This is a genomic window from Lysobacter sp. HA35 (assembly GCF_054061195.1).
Genome location: NZ_JBSSDY010000001.1, coordinates 2,356,520 through 2,375,245 on the forward strand (window position 1 = coordinate 2,356,520; position 18,726 = coordinate 2,375,245).

Here is an 18,726-nt window from a genome sequence, read left to right on the forward strand (position 1 = left end):
TTCGTTTCGGCGGCCGTGATCGGTTCGCGGCGATAATGCGACGCACGCTTCGTCGGGCCGATCCGGCGAACGCTTCCACTCACGGATCCCATGCAAGACGTCGATGTCCTGATCATCGGTGGCGGTGCCGCCGGCCTCATGTGCGCGTTCACCGCCGCGCGCCGCGGCCTGCGCGTGCAGGTGATCGAGCACGCCAACCGCGTCGGCAAGAAGATCCTGATGTCCGGTGGCGGGCGCTGCAATTTCACCAATACCGGCACGGCGCCCGCGAACTACCTGTCGGGCAATCCGCACTTCTGCAAGTCGGCGCTGGCGCGTTACACGCCATGGCATTTCATCGAGATGGTGGAGCGTCATCGCATCGCGTATCACGAGAAGGAACTCGGCCAGCTGTTCTGCGACGAGTCGTCCAAGCTCATCGTCAAGATGCTGATGGACGAATGCGATGCAGCGGGTGCGCGCGTGTCGACCAGCTGCAGCGTCGAAAGCATCGACCGCGAAGGCGAGCGCGACTTCCGTGTGCGCACGACGGCGGACGTGTTCCGCGCGCGTGCATTGATTGTCGCCAGTGGTGGTCTTTCGATCCCGAGCATGGGCGCGACCGGTTTCGGTTACGAACTCGCCCGCACGTTCGGTCACACGCTGAAGCCGACACGTGCTGGGCTGGTGCCGCTCACGCTCAGTGGCACGCATCAGGAACGGCTGGCCGACCTCAGCGGCGTCGCGCTCCCGGTCACCGTGGAAGCCAATGGCACCAGCTTCAGCAACCAGATGCTGATCACGCATCGCGGCCTGAGCGGGCCGTCGATCCTGCAGATCTCGTCGTACTGGCAACCGGGCGACGAACTCGTCGCCGACCTGTTGCCGCAGCACGACGCGCACGCGTTCCTGACGTCGCAACGGCATGCGCGGCCGGACGCGATGCTGCACACGATCCTGTCGGACGTCCTGCCGAAGCGCTTCGCGCAACGCCTCTGCGAAGTCTGGCTGCCCGATCGCCCGATCAAGCAGCTCACGCCACCGCAGCTGCGCGACGCCGGCGCGCTGCTGCAGCGCTTTCCGATCGTCGCGAGCGGAACGGAGGGCTATCGGACTGCGGAAGTCACGCTCGGTGGCGTCGATACCAACGAGCTCTCATCGACGACCATGGAATCCAAGCGGGTGCCCGGCCTGTATTTCATCGGCGAAGTCGTCGACGTCACCGGTTGGCTCGGCGGCTACAACTTCCAGTGGGCCTGGGCCGCGGGCGACGCCTGTGGCAAAGCGGTGTGCAGCGACTGATCAGCGCCGCGGCGCGGGTCCGCTCGATCGCCGCACGCACAGCGTGTACGGCACATGCAGCATGCGGCCGCTGCCCGGCGTCTGCACCGCGGCGAGCAGCTCCAGCGTCGCCAGGCGGCCCATCTCGTGCGTGGGCTGGTGCACGGTGGTGAGCGGCGGAAAGATCTGCGTCGACATGGGCGTGTCGTCGAAGCCGCAGACGGAGAGATCTTCCGGCACCCGCAGACCTTGTTCGAGCGCGATGGAAATCACACCGGCGGCCATGTCGTCGTTGGCGGCGAAGATCGCGGTGGGGCGACGCTTCTGCGCGAGCAACTCGCGCGCGGCGCGCGCGCCGGATTCGAACGAGAACTCGCCGGGCATCAGCAGTGATTCGTCGACGTCGAGCCCCGCGCGTTGCAGGCCGAGCTTGTAGCCCGCGATACGCCAACCGGTCGCGCCATGCGCGGGATGGCCCGAGATGTGCGCGATACGGCGATGGCCCAGCGACGCAAGGTGCTGGACCATGTCGCAGGCGGCCTGCGTCTCGTCCATGCCGACGCCGATGCTACCGACGCGATCCTTCGGCGAGATGCACGCGACCGGGATCTGCATCTCCGCGAGGCGCGCGCGCAGTTCCGGAATGTCGGTAATCGGCGGCGTCATGATCAGGCCGTCGGGCTGTGAGCGCCGGATCAGGCCTTCGACGCGTTCGAGCAACTCGGGAACGTCGGTGTCGACCGGGCAAAGAAGCATCGCGTAGTCGCGCTGTTCGCAGGCCGCGAGTGCGCCGGACATCACGCCCATCAGGTAGTTGTCGGACGGGTTGTTGTAGAGCAACGCGACCAGGAACGACTTGCTGCCGGCGAGGCTGCGCGCGGAGAAATGCGGGATGTAGTTGAGGCGCTGCACGGCCTCGAGCACCCGATCGCGGGTTTCCTCGCGCACGTTCGGCTCGCGGTTGAGTACACGCGAGACGGTCTTCATCGATACGCGCGCCGCTTCGGCGACGTCCTCGATCCGCACTCTCGACACCATGATCGCTCCCATCGGCCCGCATCCGGCCGGCGCCGCCATGGAAGGCGGGCGACGCGGCGCGGCACAGTGTAATGGCCCCGTCCGGGCGGCCTCCCACGGCATTTCCGGAACGGCGATCCCCCGGACGCGCCCGATCCTACCCGAAAAATTGACAGCGCTATCATCGACGCAAACTTTGCGGCAGACTCCGGCCAACCCTCCGCAGGAGACCGCGTCAATGGCTTCGTACTCGGCTGCACCGTCCGTTTCGACCACCGACGCGCCCGCGGACACCACGCGTCCGCTGGTGATCGTCACCGTGCTGTTCTTCATGTGGGGATTGCTGACGTCGCTCAACGACGTGCTGATCCCGCACCTCAAGTCGATCTACACGCTCAACTACACCCAGGCGATGCTGGTGCAGTTCTGCTTCTTCGGCGCGTACTTCCTGGTGTCGTTGCCCGCGGGCGCGCTGATCCGCCGCATCGGTTACCAGAAGGGCGTGGTGACCGGACTCGCGATCGCGGCGACCGGCTGCCTGCTGTTCTATCCGGCATCGACGAGCGGTTACGCGTTGTTCCTCGTCGCGTTCTTCGTGCTCGCCTCGGGCATCACCATCCTGCAGGTCGCGGCGAATCCCTACGTCACTGTGCTCGGCGATCCGCGCACCGCGTCGAGCCGGCTCACGCTGACGCAGGCGTTCAATTCGCTGGGCACGACAGTAGGTCCGTATGTCGGCGGCCTGCTGATCCTGACCGGCGTGCAGGCGTTGACGCCCGAGCGCCTCGCCGCGATGGGCGACACCGCGCGCGCCGCGTATCGCACGACCGAAGCCGCGACCGTGCAGGGCCCGTATCTCGGCCTCGCCGCGACGCTTGCACTGCTCGCCGTGGTGTTCGCGATTGTGCGTTTGCCACGCATCACGCATGACGACGCGCTTCCCGGCGCACCGACGCCGTCGATCCTGCGCCATCGGCATCTCGTACTCGGCGCGGTGGCGATCTTTCTTTACGTTGGCGCGGAAGTAAGCATCGGCTCGCTGCTGGTCAATTTTTTGGGTGAGCCTCAGATCCGTGGCCTGCCCGCAGCAAGCGCTTTCCAGTACGTGAGCTATTACTGGGGCGGCGCCATGATCGGGCGCTTCATTGGCTTCGCCGTTATGCAGAAGGTGCGGCCGGGGCTGGTGCTGGGCTTCAACGCGGCGATGGCGATGCTGCTCGTGCTGACCGCCACGCTCGGCAGCGGCACGCTCGCAATGACCGCGATCATCGCCGTCGGCCTGTTCAACTCGATCATGTTCCCGACCATCTTCAGCATGGCGCTGCATCGCCTTGGCGATCTCACTGCCAAAGGGTCCGGCATGCTTTGCATGGCCATCGTCGGCGGCGCGATCGTGCCGTTCTTGCAGGGCGCGCTGGCCGACCGCATCGGCCTGCAGCCGTCGTTCTTCCTGCCTATCGCCTGCTATGCCTTCATCCTGTTCTTCGGCCTGAAGTACGCGCGCATCTATGAGCGCGCGCACTGAGGCCTTGATCGCGGCGGCATTGCTCGCCGCGGTCGCATCGACGGCGATCGCGGCGCCATCCGTCGTGCGCATCACGCACGACGGCGCGGGCGCATACCAGCTGCAGGTCGACGGCCAGCCGTTCGTGATCCGCGGCGCCGGCCTGCAGGATGGCGATCAGGAAGCGCTGCGCGAACGCGGCGGCAATGCGTTCCGTACGTGGCGACCCGGCGATGACGCGACGGCGATGCTCGATCGCGCGCAACGCAACGGCCTGCATGTCGCGCTCGGCCTCGAAGTCGAAAGCGAGCGCCACGGTTTCGATTTCAACGACGATGCCGCGGTCTCGCGCGAGGTCGAACGCGTCCGCGGCGAAGCGCTGCGCTATTGCGATCATCCGGCGCTGCTGATGTGGATCGTCGGCAACGAGCTCAATCTCGATGCGAAGAATCCGCGCGTGTGGGACACGGTGAATCGCATGGCCGCCGCGATCCACGCGGTCGATCCGAACCATCCGGTGATGACGACGCTCGCGGGGATCGACCCGAAGGTCGTCGCCGAAGTGAAAGCGCGTGCGCCGCAGCTCGATCTGCTCGGCGTGCAGCTCTACGCCGACATCGCCGGGCTCGACGGGAAGATCCGCGCGTCCGGCTGGACCGGCCCGTACGTGGTCACCGAATGGGGACCGACCGGTCACTGGGAAAGCCCGACCACGCCATGGGGCGCGCCGATCGAGGACGACAGCGCGCGCAAGGCGGCATCGCTGAGCGAGCGCTACCTGCGGGAGATCGCACCCGCGAATCCCCAACGGCTCGGCTCGTTCGTGTTCCTGTGGGGCCAGAAGCAGGAACGCACGCCGACTTGGTACGGCCTGTTCCTCGGATCCGGCGAATCGACGCCCGCGGTCGACGCGCTGCAGACGGCGTGGACCGGCAAGGCGCCGGCGAATCGCGCACCCCTGGTCGGGTCGCTGACGGTGGATGGACGCGCCGCGAAGTCCGGCATCGTGCTCGCACCCGGCACGTCGCACATCGCCCGCGTAAAGGCCGTCGACCCCGACGGCGACCGCATGCAGCCGCGCTGGTACGTGCTCGAAGAAAGCCGCGCGACGTCGATCGGTGGCGATGCCGAGACGCGGCCGACGCCGGTGGATGTCGCAGCGAAGGTCGTCGACGCGGGCACCGCCCGTTTCGTCGCACCCAAGCACGCCGGGCGACTACCGCCTCTTCGTCGAAGTGCGCGACGGCCGCGGCCATGCGGGCTACGCGAACCTGCCGTTCCGCGTCGCGACCCCTCCGAAACCCTGACCGCCGCGCGGTCATGCGGCAGTGCAGCGTGCACGCGCCGCCGGCCGCCTTCACGCTTGGACTGACAACGCTGTCAGGCCCGCCGGCCTAACACGTGGATGACGACCCGGAGACTGCATGCCGCCCTTCCCGTCCCGCGCCCCTCGCCGCCTGCTGCTGGCGGCTTCGCTCGCCGTCGCGATCGCCGGCATCGGCAGCGCCACCGCGCAGTCGGCGTCCAACGTCGCGCATCCGGACCTGTGGCCGAAGATGACGTCGCCTGTTCCGCGCGACGCACGCATCGAAGCGCGCATCCGCGAACTGCTCGCATCGATGAGCGTCGAGGAAAAGGTCGGCCAAGTCATCCAGGGCGACTTCGGCAGCCTCACGCCGGACGACGTGCGCACCTATCACCTCGGTTCCGTGCTCGGCGGCGGCAACTCGGATCCCGGCGGCAAGTACAACGCGCCGGCGAAGGATTGGCTCGCACTCGCGGATGCGCTGCACGACGCATCGGTCGACAAGAGCAAGGGCGGCCACGGCATTCCCGTGCTGCTCGGCATCGACGCCGTGCATGGCCACAACAACGTGGTCGGCGCGACGCTGTATCCACACAACATCGCGCTCGGCGCGATGAACGACCCGGCGCTGGTGCGGCGCATCGCGCAGGCCACCGCCGACGAACTGCGCGCGACCGGTTTCGAATGGACGTTCGCGCCCACCGTCACTGTCCCGCGCGACGATCGCTGGGGCCGCACGTACGAAGGTTATTCGGAAGATCCTGCGCTGGTGTCGCGCTATGCGACGGCGGTCGTCGAAGGCCTGCAGGGTCGTGTCGGTTCGAAGGAATTTCTCGATGCGCGCCACGTCGTCGCGTCGTCCAAGCACTACATCGGCGATGGCGGCACGTTCGAAGGCAAGGACAAGGGCGATACGCGCGTGTCCGAACAGGAACTGCGCGACATCCACGGCGCGGGCCATATCGCGGCGTTGAAGGCCGGGACGCAGACGGTGATGGCGTCGTTCTCCAGCTGGAACGGCGCAAAGATGCACGGCAATCGTTCGCTGCTGACCGATGTGCTGAAGCAGCGCATGGGCTTCGACGGCTTCGTCGTCGGCGACTGGAACGGTCACGCCGACGTGCCGGGTTGTACACCGACCGATTGCCCGGCCGCGCTGCTCGCCGGCGTCGACATGTACATGGCGCCCGACAGCTGGAAGGGCCTGTACGAGACGACGGTCAAGCAGGTGCGCGATGGCACGATCCCGATGCAGCGCTTAGACGATGCGGTCTCGCGCATCCTGCGCGTCAAGCTGCGCATGGGCCTGTTCGATGCGCCGAAGCCTTCACAGCGCGTGCTCGGCGGGCATTTCGAAGAACTGGGCAGCGCCGCGCATCGCGCACTCGCGCGCGAAGCGGTACGCAAGTCGCTGGTGCTTCTGAAGAACGACAGCGGCGTGCTGCCGATCAAGCCGAACACACGCGTGCTCGTCGCTGGCGACGGTGCGGACGACGTCGGCAAGCAGGCGGGCGGCTGGACGCTCAGCTGGCAGGGCAGCGGCACCGAGCGCGCGGATTTCCCGAACGCCGAATCCATCTGGGACGGCATCCGTACGACGACATCGCAGGCCGGCGGCCATGCGGAGTTGTCGGTCGACGGCAAATACACGACCAAGCCCGACGTCGCGATCGTCGTGTTCGGCGAAGACCCGTATGCGGAATTCCTTGGCGATATTCCCAGCCTCGCGTTCCGCCATGGGCGCGGGCACGATCTCGAAATGCTGCGCCAGTTCAAGGCTGCGGGCATTCCGGTGGTCGCGGTGTTCCTGTCGGGCCGTCCGTTGTGGATGAATCGCGAGATCAATGCGTCGGATGCATTCGTCGCCGCGTGGTTGCCGGGTTCGGAAGGTGGCGGCATCGCGGACGTGCTGTTCGCCGATGCATCCGGCAAAGCGCGTCATGACTTCAGCGGTCGACTGTCGTTCTCGTGGCCGCGCACCGCGGTGCAGACGCCGCTCAATGCCGGCCAGCCCGGTTACGACCCGCAGTTCCCGCTCGGTTACGGGCTGAGCTATGCGTCGCCGCACAGGGTCGGCACGTTGCCCGAGGAATCGGGACTCGGTAACGCCGACACCGATCCCGCGGTGTTCTTCGAACGCGGCAAGCTCGCGCCGGGCTGGACGTTGCGTGTGGCGGACAAGGGCGGTGAAGCGAAGCCCGTGCGCACGTTGCCGTCGCGCGATCTCGTGCGCGGCGTCGCGTTAAGCGCGACCGATCACCACGCGCAGGAAGACGCGCGTCGCCTGCAGTGGCGCGGCCCCGCCGAGGTGTCGCTGCATGCGGACGCGCCGATCGACCTCTCGCGCGAAAGCATGGCGGGCGCGTCGCTGGTCACCACGCTGCGCATCGATTCGCCCGCGCGCGGCGAGGTCGACATCGCCATGGGGCGCGGCCATGTGCCGCTCACCGCCACGCTTGCCGAAATTCCGACCGGCCGGTGGACGCGCGTCGCGGTACCGCTGGTGTGCTTCGCGCGTGGCGGCACCGACCTCACCAAGGTCGACGACGTGTTCCATCTCACTGCCGATGCCGGGCTGGAGATCGCGTTCTCGCAGATCGAGCTCGACACCCAGGCCGACCATGCGGTGCAGTGCAACATGCACTAAGCGCTGCACCGCAACACGGTTTTCCCGCGTTTTTCCAGTGTTTTTCGCTCTACGTGACCGGCTGTCGCCTTCCGTTTGACAACGCTGTCATGTCCGCGTGCAATCCGACGCACCACGGCCGGTCGTCGGGCCCATCCATTTGCAGTGCGCTTCAGGGGGTTTCATGAAGAAGTCCGCGCAGTACCGACCACAACAGAGCCTGCTCGCCGCCGCCGTGCTGTTCGCACTCGCCGGCCCTGCCTTTGCGCAGGACGCGACGTCCACCACCGGCGCGACCGCGAAGGCGCCTGCCGACCAGGACGCCAGCGCGCGCGAGCTCGACACCGTCGTGGTCAAGGGCATCCGCGGCAGCCTGACCTCGTCGATGAACCTCAAGCGCGATGCGCAGGGCGTGGTCGACGGCATCGTCGCCGAGGACATCGGCAAGTTCCCGGATACGAACCTGGCCGAATCGCTGCAGCGCATCACGGGCGTGTCGATCGATCGACGCGACGGCGAAGGCTCCAAGGTCACCGTGCGCGGCGTCGGCCCCGACTACAACCTGGTGCTGCTCAACGGGCGCCAGATGCCGGGCTCCAACATCGAAGACGCCAGCGCGCCGAACACGCGCTCGTTCGACTTCGCCAATCTCGCATCGGAAGCCGTCAGCGCGCTCGAGGTCTACAAGACCAGCCGCGCCAGCACGCCGGTGGGCGGCATCGGCGCCACGATCAACATCAAGACCGCGCGCCCGTTCGACAACAAGGGCGCGACGCGCGCGAGCTTCGGCATTAAGGCGGTGGCCGACACATCGGCCGACAACGTGCCGGACAGCTACGACCTCGACAAAGTGACGCCCGAACTGTCGGGCATCTATAGCAGCACGTTCGCCGACGGACGCTTCGGCATCGGCCTCAGCGCGAGCTACCAGAAGCGCGATTACGGCTTCAGCCAGGTCGCGGTGGGCAACGGCTGGAAGACCTTCCACGGCGACGAGAACAACTGGGGCACGATCCCGCAGGAAGGCCAGCCGGGTTCGGAGCGCATCGTCAATCGTCCCGGCCCCACCGATATCTACTCGGTGCCGCAGAACCTGAACTACAACGTCAATGGCGTGCAGCGCGAGCGCATCAACGGCCAGCTCGTCATGCAGTGGGCGCCCACCGACGACCTCACCGCAACGCTCGACTACACGTACTCGCAGAACAAGTACGAGCGCCGTCGCAACGAGATGTCGGTGTGGTTCAACTTCGGCCCTTCGTCGAGTTCATGGACCGATGGCCCGATCGCCGCGCCGAACATCTATTCGGAAATCATCAACCCGGCCAACAGCGACTACGCCATGGGCGGCGCGCACAACGCGACGAAGAGCGAAGACAAGTCGATCGGCTTCAACCTGAAGTGGAAGGCGACCGATCGCCTCAATCTCGCGCTCGATGCGCATGACTCGACGTCGACCGCGGGCGCCAATAGTCCGTACGGCAGCAGCGGCGTGCTCGGCACCGCGGGCTTCTTCCGCGGCACGACGACGGCCGACTTCTCCGGCGAATTCCCGATCCTCAACATCCAGTTGCCGGCGGGCATGGCCTCGATCGATCCGTCGCAGATGCTGGTGACCGGCTCGTCGTTCCGCAATTCGCTGCAGCGCATGGAAGTCGAGCAGTTCCAGCTGTCGGGCGATTTCTCGTTCGAGAACTATTCCAAGCTCAACTTCGGCGTCGGTACGACCGAGGTAAAGAACCGCTCGGCGTTCGCGAACGTGCAGCTGGACACCTGGGGCGGCGCCACCAACGCCGGCGACTACCCGGACAGCGTCTGGCAGCTCGACCACATGGGCAACTACTTCGACCAGTTCTCCGGCGCGAACGATCCCAACTTCACCGACGCGTTCTTCGTCTGGGACTTCGACACCGTGCGCGACCTCGCCGAGAAGGCGTGGGTCGCCGCCGGTCACCCGGCCTCGGACTACCGCGCGTCGAACAACTTCAGCACCGACCGCCGCACCACCGAGAAGTCGAAGAGCGCCTACGTCGAGTGGAGCGATACCTGGGACTTCTCGATGCCGCTCAACGTGGCGATCGGCGCGCGCTACGAAAGCACGCGCGTGGAGTCATCGGCCCGCGTGCCCGAACGCACCGGCATCTCGTGGGGCTCGGCCAACGAGTTCACCGTGCTCAGCGGCGGCTCCGTGTTCACCACGCTGGTCGGCAAGTACAGCTACGTGCTGCCGAACGTGGACCTGAGCCTGGATGTGACCGACGCGATCAAGGTGCGCGGAAGCTTCGGCGAAACGATCGGTCGCCCGCTGTGGGCGCAGATCCAGGGCGGCCAGACGCTCAACGACCTGGTGCGCGTCGACGGCGGCACCGGCGACCAGGGCAACCCCGCGCTCAAGCCGCTGCTGTCGAAGAATTTCGACCTGTCGTTCGAGTGGTACTACGGCCCGTCGAGCTATCTGTCGGTCGGCTACTTCCGCAAGAACATCCAGAATTACGTGGGCACCACGCAGGTCGTCGACACGCCGTTCGATCTGCACACGCCGGTGGGCGGCGCGTACTGGAACGCTGCGCTCGGCGCGGGCGGCTGCCCGGCGAGCGACGTGGTCTGCATCCGCAACTACATCTTCGACAACTTCAACGGACAGCCGGGCGTGACCCGTACCGGCGTTTCCAGCGCCACCGGCGAACGCACGGGCACGATCGTCGGCCAGCCCGGCGATCCGATCGCGGACTTCCGCATCACGGTGCCCGCCAACCAGCGCAATGCCTCGCTCGACGGCTGGGAGTTCAACATCCAGCACATGTTCGGCGAGAGCGGGTTCGGCGTGTCGGCCAACTACACGATCGTCGATTCGGACCTCACGTACGATAACTACGTGATCGGCCAGCAGTTCGCGCTCGAAGGCCTGAGCGACTCGGCGAACCTGGTCGGCTTCTTCGAGAACCAGCGATGGTCCGTGCGCGCGGCCTACAACTGGCGCGACGAGTTCCTGACCGGCCGCTTCGACGGCAATGGGCCGAATCCGGTCTACGTGGAGCCGTACGGGCAGCTCGATCTGAATGTCACGTACAACATCAACGACAACATGTCGCTGTCGTTCGAAGGCATCAATCTCACTGACGAGACGTATCGCCTGCACAGCCGCAACAAGAACCAGGTCGAGTTCCTGACGCAGGGCGGCGCCCGCTACATGCTGGGCTTCCGCTACAAGTTCTGACCTCGGACGGCGGTCGGAACGGAGAAGCCGCTGCCGTTGCAGCGGCTTTTTCGTCAGCGGTAGTCTCGCGGCAAGGGGAGCGCGCGTGGATCGAGCAGTTCGGCACATCGTGATCGTGGGCGGCGGCACCGCAGGGTGGCTGACCGCCGGCGTGCTCGCGGCCGAACATCGCGCCGACCTGCCCGACGGGCTGCGCATCAGCGTGGTCGAATCACCGGACGTGCCCATCATCGGCGTCGGCGAAGGCACCTGGCCAACCATCCGCGACACGCTGCACCGCATCGGCGTGTCGGAAGCCGACGTCATCCGCGAATGCGATGCCTCGTTCAAACAGGGCTCGCGCTTCGACGGCTGGGTGTATGGCAGTGATGGCGACCGCTACTTCCATCCGTTCTCGCTGCCCGAAGGCCATGGCGACGTCGACATGGCGATCGCATGGCGCGCGCTCGCACCGCAGGTTCCGTTCGCTGAGTGGGCCTGCGCGCAACCGCACCTTTGCCTGCACGGCCGCGCACCCAAGCAGGCGGCGACGCCTGAATACGCGGCGGTCGCGAATTACGCGTATCACCTCGATGCCGGCAAGTTCGCGGTGTTCCTGCGCCGGCACTGCGTCGAGCGCCTCGGTGTACGGCACGTCGCCGACCATGTCGTCGATGTCGACATGCACGAGGACGGCGACATCGCCGCCTTGCAGCTGCGTGCGCAGGGCCGGCTCGAAGGCGACCTCTTCATCGACTGCAGCGGCTTCCAGTCCATGCTGCTCGGCCACAAGCTCGGCGTGCCCGCAACGCCGCTTCGCCACGTGCTGTTCAACGACCGGGCGCTGGCCGTGCAGATGTCGTATGCCGAGCCGAATGCACCCATCGCCTCGCAGACCGTCTCCACAGCGCAGCGCGACGGTTGGATCTGGGACATCGGCCTGCCGACGCGTCGCGGCATCGGCTACGTGTATTCGAGTGCGCATGTCGACGACGCCACGGCGGCGGAGTCGCTGCATGCATATGTCGCGCACACCGCACCCGGTGTCGACATGCCGCAACCGCGGCAGCTCTCGTTCGAACCGGGTTGGCGCGAGCGGCCGTGGACGCGCAATTGCGTCGCGATCGGCTTGTCCGCGGGTTTCATCGAACCGCTCGAAGCCTCGGCGATCGCGCTGGTCGAACTCTCGGCTGCGATGCTCGCCGATCGCCTGCCCGCCACGCGCGACGACATGGATCTCCTCGCGCCGCGCTTCAACGCGGCCTTCGGACATCGCTGGCGGCGTGTGATCGACTTCCTGAAGCTGCACTACGTGCTGAGCCGGCGCGAAGGCGACTACTGGCATGCGCATCGTGATGCGGCGTCCGTGCCCGACAGCCTCGCCGAGCTGCTCGCGATCTGGAAACACCATCCGCCGTCGCGCTACGACCTCGATCGCGTCGACGAGGTGTTCCCGTCGGCGAGCTGGCAGTACATCCTCTACGGCATGGGTTTCGTGCCGCAGCCGCCAACCGGACCCACGCGATTCGCGGAGATCGACCGCGCCGCGGCCATCGCCGGTGACGCACAGCAACGCACGCGGCGCATGCTGGCGGCGCTGCCCATGCACCGCGACCTGCTCGACCACATCGCCCGCCACGGGCTGCCCCGGATCTGACATGCCCCGACACGCGCTGCTCAACAACGTCGACCACGCCGACCTGCGCGTCGATACGCGCCACGCGGCCGCGCTCGGCGACGACGTCATGCTCGCGCTGACGTTCCCGGCCGAGTTCCGCGACGTGCAGGCGCACTACCCGATCGTGTTCGCGAAGACGCCCGACGGCACGTCGTTCCAGCCGATCGCGCTGCTCGGCCTGCGCGACGGCGAAAACCTGTTCCTCGACGGCGAGCGTTGGGATGCGTCGTACGTGCCGCTCAGCATCGCGCGCCAACCGTTCCTGATCGGAAACGCGGACGGCGAGCCTGTGATCCATATCGACCTCGAGCATCCGCGCGTCGGCGCTACCGGCGAAGCGGTGTTCCGTGAGCACGGCGGCACCACTGACTATCTGGAACGCGTGAGTTCCACATTGCTCGCGCTGCATGAAGGTCTGCAGGCGACACGCGCGTTCGTCGATGCACTGCTCGCGCACGACCTGCTCGAAGCCTTCGTGCTCGACGTGCAGCTGGCCGACGGCTCGCAGAATCGTCTCGCCGGTTACTACACGATCCACGAGGAGCGGCTGTCGAAACTCGGTGCCAATGCGCTCGGTACTCTGAGCGCCGCTGGCCATCTCCCGGCGATCTACATGGCCGTCGCCTCGCTGTCGCAGTTGCGCCCGCTGATCGATCGCATGAACGCGCGTCATGGCCGTCGCGGCTGAGCCCATCCGCACGGTGACAGGCGCGAACCCCCGCGCGCTGCCCGACGACGTGCTGACGTCGCCACGGCCGGTCGTGTTGCGTGGACTCGTGCGCGATTGGCCGCTGGTGCAGGCCGCATGTCATGGCGCGAGTGCGGCGATCGACTATCTGCACGCGCAGGATCCCGGCACCGTCGTGGACGTCATGGTCGGCCCGTCATCGATCGGCGGCCGCTTCTTCTACAACGACGATCTCAGCGGCTTCAATTTCCATCGCGAACGTGCGCCGCTCAAAGCGATGCTCGACGCGATGCGGCGTCATCTCGACGATCCGTCACCGCCCGCACTCTATGTCGGCTCGACCACGATCGACACCGCGCTGCCGAAGTTCCGCGCGGACAACGACGTCAACCTCGGTGCACGCGAAGCGCTGGCCAGCATCTGGATCGGTAACCGCACGCGCATCGCCGCGCATCAGGATGTCCCAGACAACCTCGCTTGTGTCGCCGCGGGTCGACGTCGTTTCACGCTGTTTCCGCCGGACCAGCTCGCGAACCTTTACGTCGGCCCGATCGACTTCAACCCCGCAGGCCAAGCGATCAGCCTGGTCGACTTCGCTGCGCCCGATCTCGATCGCTATCCGCGCTTTGCGGAGGCGCTGCAGCACGCCGTCATCGTCGAACTCGAACCGGGCGATGCCGTGTTCATCCCGAGCCTGTGGTGGCACCACATCGAAGCGCTCGACGCGTTCAACGTGCTGGTCAACTACTGGTGGCGTCGGTCGCCGGCGTGGATGGATTCGCCGATGAACGCATTGATGCTCGCGCTGATGAGCATCCGCGACCTGCCGCCGCACGAACGCGATGCGTGGCGCGACATCTTCGAGCACTACGTGTTCGAGCCCGACGCGAACACCGCCGACCACATTCCACCGAACGCACGACGCGTGCTCGCGCCGCTCGATGCGAACGCCGCGCGCGAGCTGCGCGCACGCCTGCTCAAACGCCTGAACCGCTGAGGTCGACATGGACACCGCATCCGCCAACCGCCCCGTCCGTCGCGTCGTCGTCGCAGGCGGTGGCACCGCGGGGTGGATGGTCGCTGCCGCGCTCGGCAAGACGCTGGGCCGCGAGCTCGACATCCGCCTCATCGAGTCCGACGAAATCGGCACCGTCGGCGTCGGCGAAGCGACCATCCCCACGCTGGTGACGTTCCATCGCCTGCTCGAGATCGACGAGCGCGAGTTCATGGCCGCCACGCAGGCGACATTCAAGCTCGGCATTTCGTTCGAGAACTGGCGCAACGTTGGCGAGGACTACATCCATTCGTTCGGCACGACCGGTCAGGATCACTGGACCGCTGGCTTCCAGCATTTCTGGCACAAGGGCCGCGAGCGCGGGCTCGCCAGCGACTACGGCGACTATTGCCTGGAGCTGCGCGCATCGCAGGAAGACCGCTTCGCGCACCTGCCACGCGGCGGCATGAACTATGCGTTCCACATGGACGCCGGCCTCTACGCGCGCTTCCTGCGGCGCTTCAGCGAAGGCTTCGGCGTCAAGCGCATCGAAGGCAAGATCGCGGAGGTCGAAGCCGATCGCGATGCGCAGCGCATCGACGCTTTGCGACTCGAATCCGGCGAACGCATCGAAGGCGACCTATTCATCGACTGCACCGGCTTCCGCGCGTTGCTGATCGGACAGACGCTGGGCGTCGGACTCGAAGACTGGTCGGAATGGCTGCACTGCGATCGCGCGGTCGCGTTGCAGACCACGCACGTCGGCGAAGCACCACCGCTCACGCGCTCGATCGCACGTGAGTCAGGTTGGCAGTGGCGCATTCCGCTGCAGCATCGCGTCGGCAATGGCATCGTCTACAGCAGCCGTCATCTCGCCGACGATGAAGCGATCACGACGCTGCTTTCGAACGTACGCGGCGAAGTGCTCACCGAACCACGCGTGATCCGCTTCAAGCCGTGCCAGCGCGATGCGACGTGGGTCGGCAATTGCGTTGCGATGGGCCTCGCCAGCGGATTCCTCGAGCCGATCGAATCCACCAGCATTCACCTGATCCAGCGCGGCATCGTGCGACTGCTGCAGATGTTCCCGAACGGCGGCATCAGCCCGCACGACATCGCCGAATACAACGCGCAGACGCGCAACGAACTCGAGCACATCCGCGACTTCATCATCCTGCACTACCACGCCAACAACCGCAGCGATGCGTTCTGGCGCGAGTGCCGCGAGATGTCGGTTCCCGCATCGCTGCAACATCGCATCGACCTGTTCCGCGAAACCGGCCGCGTGTTCCGCGTGCCGAACGAGCTGTTCGCCGAGAACTCCTGGATCCAAGTGATGCTCGGCCAGGGCATTCACCCCGCGAGCCATCACGCGTCGGCGGACCTCATGGGCGATGTGGAGCTCGGCCAGTTCCTCGCCGCGATCCGCTCGCGCATCGAGAACACGGTGAAGCAGTTGCCGCCGCACCTCGAATACGTGAAGCGCTATTGCCCGGGGTCGACGGGCGAGGCCGTGACGCAGCCGGCCTGAGCTGGCCGCCACACGCGACGCGAAGCAACGAATCGCCGAACCGTTCATGCAATGCCCGACGGCCGCAAAGCCGGGTGCAGCAGAATGTGCGCGTCGCGCCTCGGGAGGCCGACCCCAAACCACAGGAATGTCATGTCACGGAATCGAATCCGAATCCTCGCGCTCGCCTGCGCGTTTGCCCTGTCGCCTGCGTTCGCCGCACCGGCAGCTGCACCGTCGACGCCGAAGGGCGTCACTGCCGGCCCCTGCGTCGAAGGCATCTGCGAATACCGCCTGGGCAACGGCCTGCGCGTGCTGCTGTTTCCCGACGCAAGCCGCCCGACCGTGACCGTCAACATCACCTATGGCGTGGGCTCGGCGTACGAAGGCTACGGCGAGACCGGCATGGCGCACCTGCTCGAACACATGATGTTCAAGGGCACGCCGACACATACGGAAATTCCGGTCGAGATGAAGAAGCGCGGCGTGTCGTACAACGCCACCACCTCGCTGGACCGGACGAATTACTTCGGCTCGTTCCCGGCCGACGACGCGACGCTCGACTGGATGCTTGGTCTGGAAGCCGATCGCATGCTGCATTCGAACGTTGCAAAGAAGGATCTCGATTCCGAGATGACCGTCGTGCGCAACGAGATGGAGCGCAACGACAACACGCCGGGCAGCGCGCTGAACGAGCGCCTGCGCGCGACCGCTTACCAGTGGCACAACTACGGCCACACCACGATCGGCGCCCGCAGCGACGTCGAGAACGTGCCAATCGATCGACTGCAGGCGTTCTATCGCACGTGGTATCGCCCGGATAACGCGACGCTGGTCGTCGCCGGCCGCATTGACCCCGCGCAGACGCTGGCGAAGGTCGCGAAGGCGTTCGCACCGGTGGCGAAACCGGCGAAGCCGATGCCGGTGTTCTACACGGTCGAGCCGACACAGGACGGCGAACGCGAAGTCACCGTGCGCCGTCGCGGCGATGTGCGCCTGGCGATGCTCGCCTACCACGTGCCGGGCGCCCCCCATCCCGATAGCGCACCGCTGCAGGTATTGCTCGACGTCCTCGGCGACACGCCGACGGGCCGCCTGCACAAGGCGCTGGTCGAGACGAAGCTGGCGGCCGGAACCGGTGCGGGGGCAGATGGCCTGCGCGATGCGGGCCTCGCGACGTTCTACGTGGCCGCGCCGAAGGATGCCGACGCATCGAAGGTCGAGGGCGAACTGCTGCGCGTGGTCGAACGGGACATCGCGGCGCATCCGATCACGGCCGACGAAGTCGCGCAGTCCAAGCAGCGCTTCGCAAATGCGTTCGAGAAGAACCTGTCGGACGTCAACGCCGTTGCGATGGGTCTGACCGGCGCAGTGGCCGATGGCGACTGGCGCCTGTTCTTCCTCGATCGTGATCGCGTCGCAGCGGTGACCGTCGACGACGTCAACCGCGTCGCGCGCGCCTACCTCAAGCCCACCAACCACACGCTCGGCCGCTTCGTCCCGAGCGATGCGCCCGACCGTGCGGAAATCCCGACGGCGCCCGACGCATCCGTCGCGCTCAAGGGCTTCACCGGCCGTGCTGCCGTCGCCGCGGGCGAATCGTTCGACCCGACGCCGCAGAACATCCAGGCGCGCACCGAGACGTTCACCATCGGTGACGGACTGAAAGTGGCGCTGCTGCCGAAGGACACGCGCGGCGACACCGTCGTCGTCCATGCGACGTTCCGCTTCGGTGACGTCGATGCGTTGAAGCAGAGCCCGGATCCGGCCGCGTCGATGGCGGGCGCGATGCTCATGCGCGGCAGCAAGTCGCTGACCCGCGAGCAGATCGCGCAGCGCTTCGAAGCGCTGAACACGCGCGGCGGCGTGAGCGGTGGCCTGCAGAGCGCGAGCATCGTGCTGGACTCCAAGCGCGACACGGTGGGCGACGCGCTGGCACTCGCGGCCAGCCTGCTGCGCGAGCCCGCATTCAACGACGCCGAGTTCGAACAGCGGCGACTGCAGGCGATCACCGGCACGCAGGCCAACATGACGGAGCCCGGCCCGCTTGCCGGCGACGCCTTGGCAACGCACTTCGATCCCTGGCCGGTCGGCCATCCGCTGCACCACGATTCGATCGATGCGTCGCTCGCGCAGCTCAAGGCGCTCAAGCTCGACGACGTGCGTCGCTTCCATCAGCGCTTCTACGGAACCTCGACCGGCGAGATCACCGTCGTCGGTGATTTCGATGCGAAGGCAATGCGCGCGCAGATCGAATCGCTGTTCGCGAAGTGGAAATCGCCGACGCCATACCAGGGCATCCATACCTCGTTCACGGATGTCGCGCCGGAGCGTCGATCGATCGAGACGCCGGACAAGTCGAACGCGGTCGTCATCGCGCAGCTCAACACGTCGTTGAACGAAGGGGACGCGGACTATCCGGCGCTGGCGATCGGCAACTACATCTTCGGCGGCACCATGGCGTCGCGCCTCGGCAGCCGCATCCGTGAAAAGGAAGGCCTGAGCTATGGCGCAGGCAGCAGCATCACCGCTGATTCGAGCCCGACCGGTCGTGACGACGCGGGTGCGCTGGTGATCCAGGCGATCGCCGCGCCGCAGAACGCGGCGAAGGTGGAGACCGCGATGCGCGAAGAGCTCGCGCGTCTGGTGAAGGACGGTGTGACCGAAGCCGAACTACGCGATGCGGTGTCGGGCCTGCTGACGCAACGCAAGCAATCGCGCGCGTCCGATGGCACCGTGGCCGCGACGCTCGAGCACAACCTCTACCTCGGGCGCACCATGGACTATCAGGCGCAGTACGACGCGCGTCTTTCTGCGTTGACCGTCGCCGAGGTTAACGCGGCGCTTCGCAAGCACATCGATCCGGCGAAGCTCAGCGTCTATCTGGCCGGCGATTTCGCGAAGGCGGCTGCGGGCGGAACTGCTGCGGTGAAGTGAATCGATCGCG

At 66.6% G+C, this 18,726-nt stretch carries 10 protein-coding genes and 1 pseudogene; 10 read left to right on the forward strand and 1 reads right to left on the reverse strand.

Features of this window, described 5'->3' with window-relative positions; translation table 11 throughout:
* Nucleotides 1-90 precede the first annotated feature (90 nt).
* Nucleotides 91-1,281: an NAD(P)/FAD-dependent oxidoreductase gene (locus tag ACVWZN_RS11555; protein ID WP_456953936.1), complete on the forward strand. Its 1,191-nt coding sequence runs from the start codon at nt 91-93 to the stop codon at nt 1,279-1,281.
* On the opposite strand, the gene ACVWZN_RS11560 is transcribed toward ACVWZN_RS11555, so the two are convergent.
* Nucleotides 1,282-2,310 carry a LacI family DNA-binding transcriptional regulator gene (locus tag ACVWZN_RS11560; RefSeq protein ID WP_456953937.1) on the reverse strand — a complete coding sequence of 343 codons (1,029 nt, stop codon included), beginning with the start codon at nt 2,308-2,310 and terminating at the stop codon, nt 1,282-1,284.
* Between the two features lie 205 nt (nt 2,311-2,515).
* Here ACVWZN_RS11560 and ACVWZN_RS11565 point away from each other — a divergent pair, with 205 nt between their 5' ends.
* From ACVWZN_RS11565 to ACVWZN_RS11605, 9 genes and pseudogenes are all read left to right on the forward strand, one after another.
* Nucleotides 2,516-3,802: a sugar MFS transporter gene (locus ACVWZN_RS11565; protein ID WP_456953938.1), complete on the forward strand. Its 1,287-nt coding sequence runs from the start codon at nt 2,516-2,518 to the stop codon at nt 3,800-3,802.
* Nucleotides 3,786-5,088 (forward strand): annotated as a pseudogene (locus ACVWZN_RS11570) (hypothetical protein). Before ACVWZN_RS11565 ends, ACVWZN_RS11570 begins: the two are co-directional and overlap by 17 nt.
* Nucleotides 5,089-5,205: 117 nt before the next feature.
* Nucleotides 5,206-7,734: a glycoside hydrolase family 3 N-terminal domain-containing protein gene (locus ACVWZN_RS11575; protein ID WP_456953939.1), complete on the forward strand. Its 2,529-nt coding sequence runs from the start codon at nt 5,206-5,208 to the stop codon at nt 7,732-7,734.
* Between the two features lie 163 nt (nt 7,735-7,897).
* Complete coding sequence (locus ACVWZN_RS11580) at nt 7,898-10,930, forward strand: TonB-dependent receptor (RefSeq protein ID WP_456953940.1); 3,033 nt, start codon at nt 7,898-7,900, stop codon at nt 10,928-10,930.
* Between the two features lie 85 nt (nt 10,931-11,015).
* The gene (locus ACVWZN_RS11585; protein ID WP_456953941.1) at nt 11,016-12,566 is read left to right on the forward strand and encodes a tryptophan halogenase family protein; all 1,551 of its coding nucleotides are present in this window, start codon (nt 11,016-11,018) and stop codon (nt 12,564-12,566) included.
* Nucleotide 12,567: 1 nt separating this feature from the next.
* Entirely contained in the window at nt 12,568-13,275 is a 708-nt protein-coding gene (locus ACVWZN_RS11590) for a SapC family protein (RefSeq protein WP_456953942.1), read from the forward strand.
* The gene (locus ACVWZN_RS11595) at nt 13,259-14,272 is read left to right on the forward strand and encodes a cupin-like domain-containing protein (RefSeq protein ID WP_456953943.1); all 1,014 of its coding nucleotides are present in this window, start codon (nt 13,259-13,261) and stop codon (nt 14,270-14,272) included. Before ACVWZN_RS11590 ends, ACVWZN_RS11595 begins: the two co-directional genes overlap by 17 nt.
* A gap of 7 nt (nt 14,273-14,279) precedes the next feature.
* The gene (locus tag ACVWZN_RS11600) at nt 14,280-15,800 is read left to right on the forward strand and encodes a tryptophan halogenase family protein (protein ID WP_456953944.1); all 1,521 of its coding nucleotides are present in this window, start codon (nt 14,280-14,282) and stop codon (nt 15,798-15,800) included.
* A gap of 132 nt (nt 15,801-15,932) precedes the next feature.
* Nucleotides 15,933-18,716, forward strand: coding sequence for a M16 family metallopeptidase (locus tag ACVWZN_RS11605; protein ID WP_456953945.1), 2,784 nt, complete (start codon nt 15,933-15,935; stop codon nt 18,714-18,716).
* Nucleotides 18,717-18,726: the final 10 nt, after the last annotated feature.

Excerpts from the sequence above, each read along its gene's own strand:
- ACVWZN_RS11580 (WP_456953940.1), top strand. The coding sequence starts at position 7,898 with ATGAAGAAGTCCGCGCAGTACCGACCACAACAGAGCCTGCTCGCCGCC.
- ACVWZN_RS11555 (WP_456953936.1), top strand. The coding sequence starts at position 91 with ATGCAAGACGTCGATGTCCTGATCATCGGTGGCGGTGCCGCCGGCCTC.
- ACVWZN_RS11565 (WP_456953938.1), top strand. The coding sequence starts at position 2,516 with ATGGCTTCGTACTCGGCTGCACCGTCCGTTTCGACCACCGACGCGCCC.
- ACVWZN_RS11600 (WP_456953944.1), top strand. The coding sequence starts at position 14,280 with ATGGACACCGCATCCGCCAACCGCCCCGTCCGTCGCGTCGTCGTCGCA.
- ACVWZN_RS11575 (WP_456953939.1), top strand. The coding sequence starts at position 5,206 with ATGCCGCCCTTCCCGTCCCGCGCCCCTCGCCGCCTGCTGCTGGCGGCT.
- ACVWZN_RS11605 (WP_456953945.1), top strand. The coding sequence starts at position 15,933 with ATGTCACGGAATCGAATCCGAATCCTCGCGCTCGCCTGCGCGTTTGCC.
- ACVWZN_RS11560 (WP_456953937.1), bottom strand. The coding sequence starts at position 2,310 with ATGGGAGCGATCATGGTGTCGAGAGTGCGGATCGAGGACGTCGCCGAA.
- ACVWZN_RS11595 (WP_456953943.1), top strand. The coding sequence starts at position 13,259 with ATGGCCGTCGCGGCTGAGCCCATCCGCACGGTGACAGGCGCGAACCCC.
- ACVWZN_RS11590 (WP_456953942.1), top strand. The coding sequence starts at position 12,568 with ATGCCCCGACACGCGCTGCTCAACAACGTCGACCACGCCGACCTGCGC.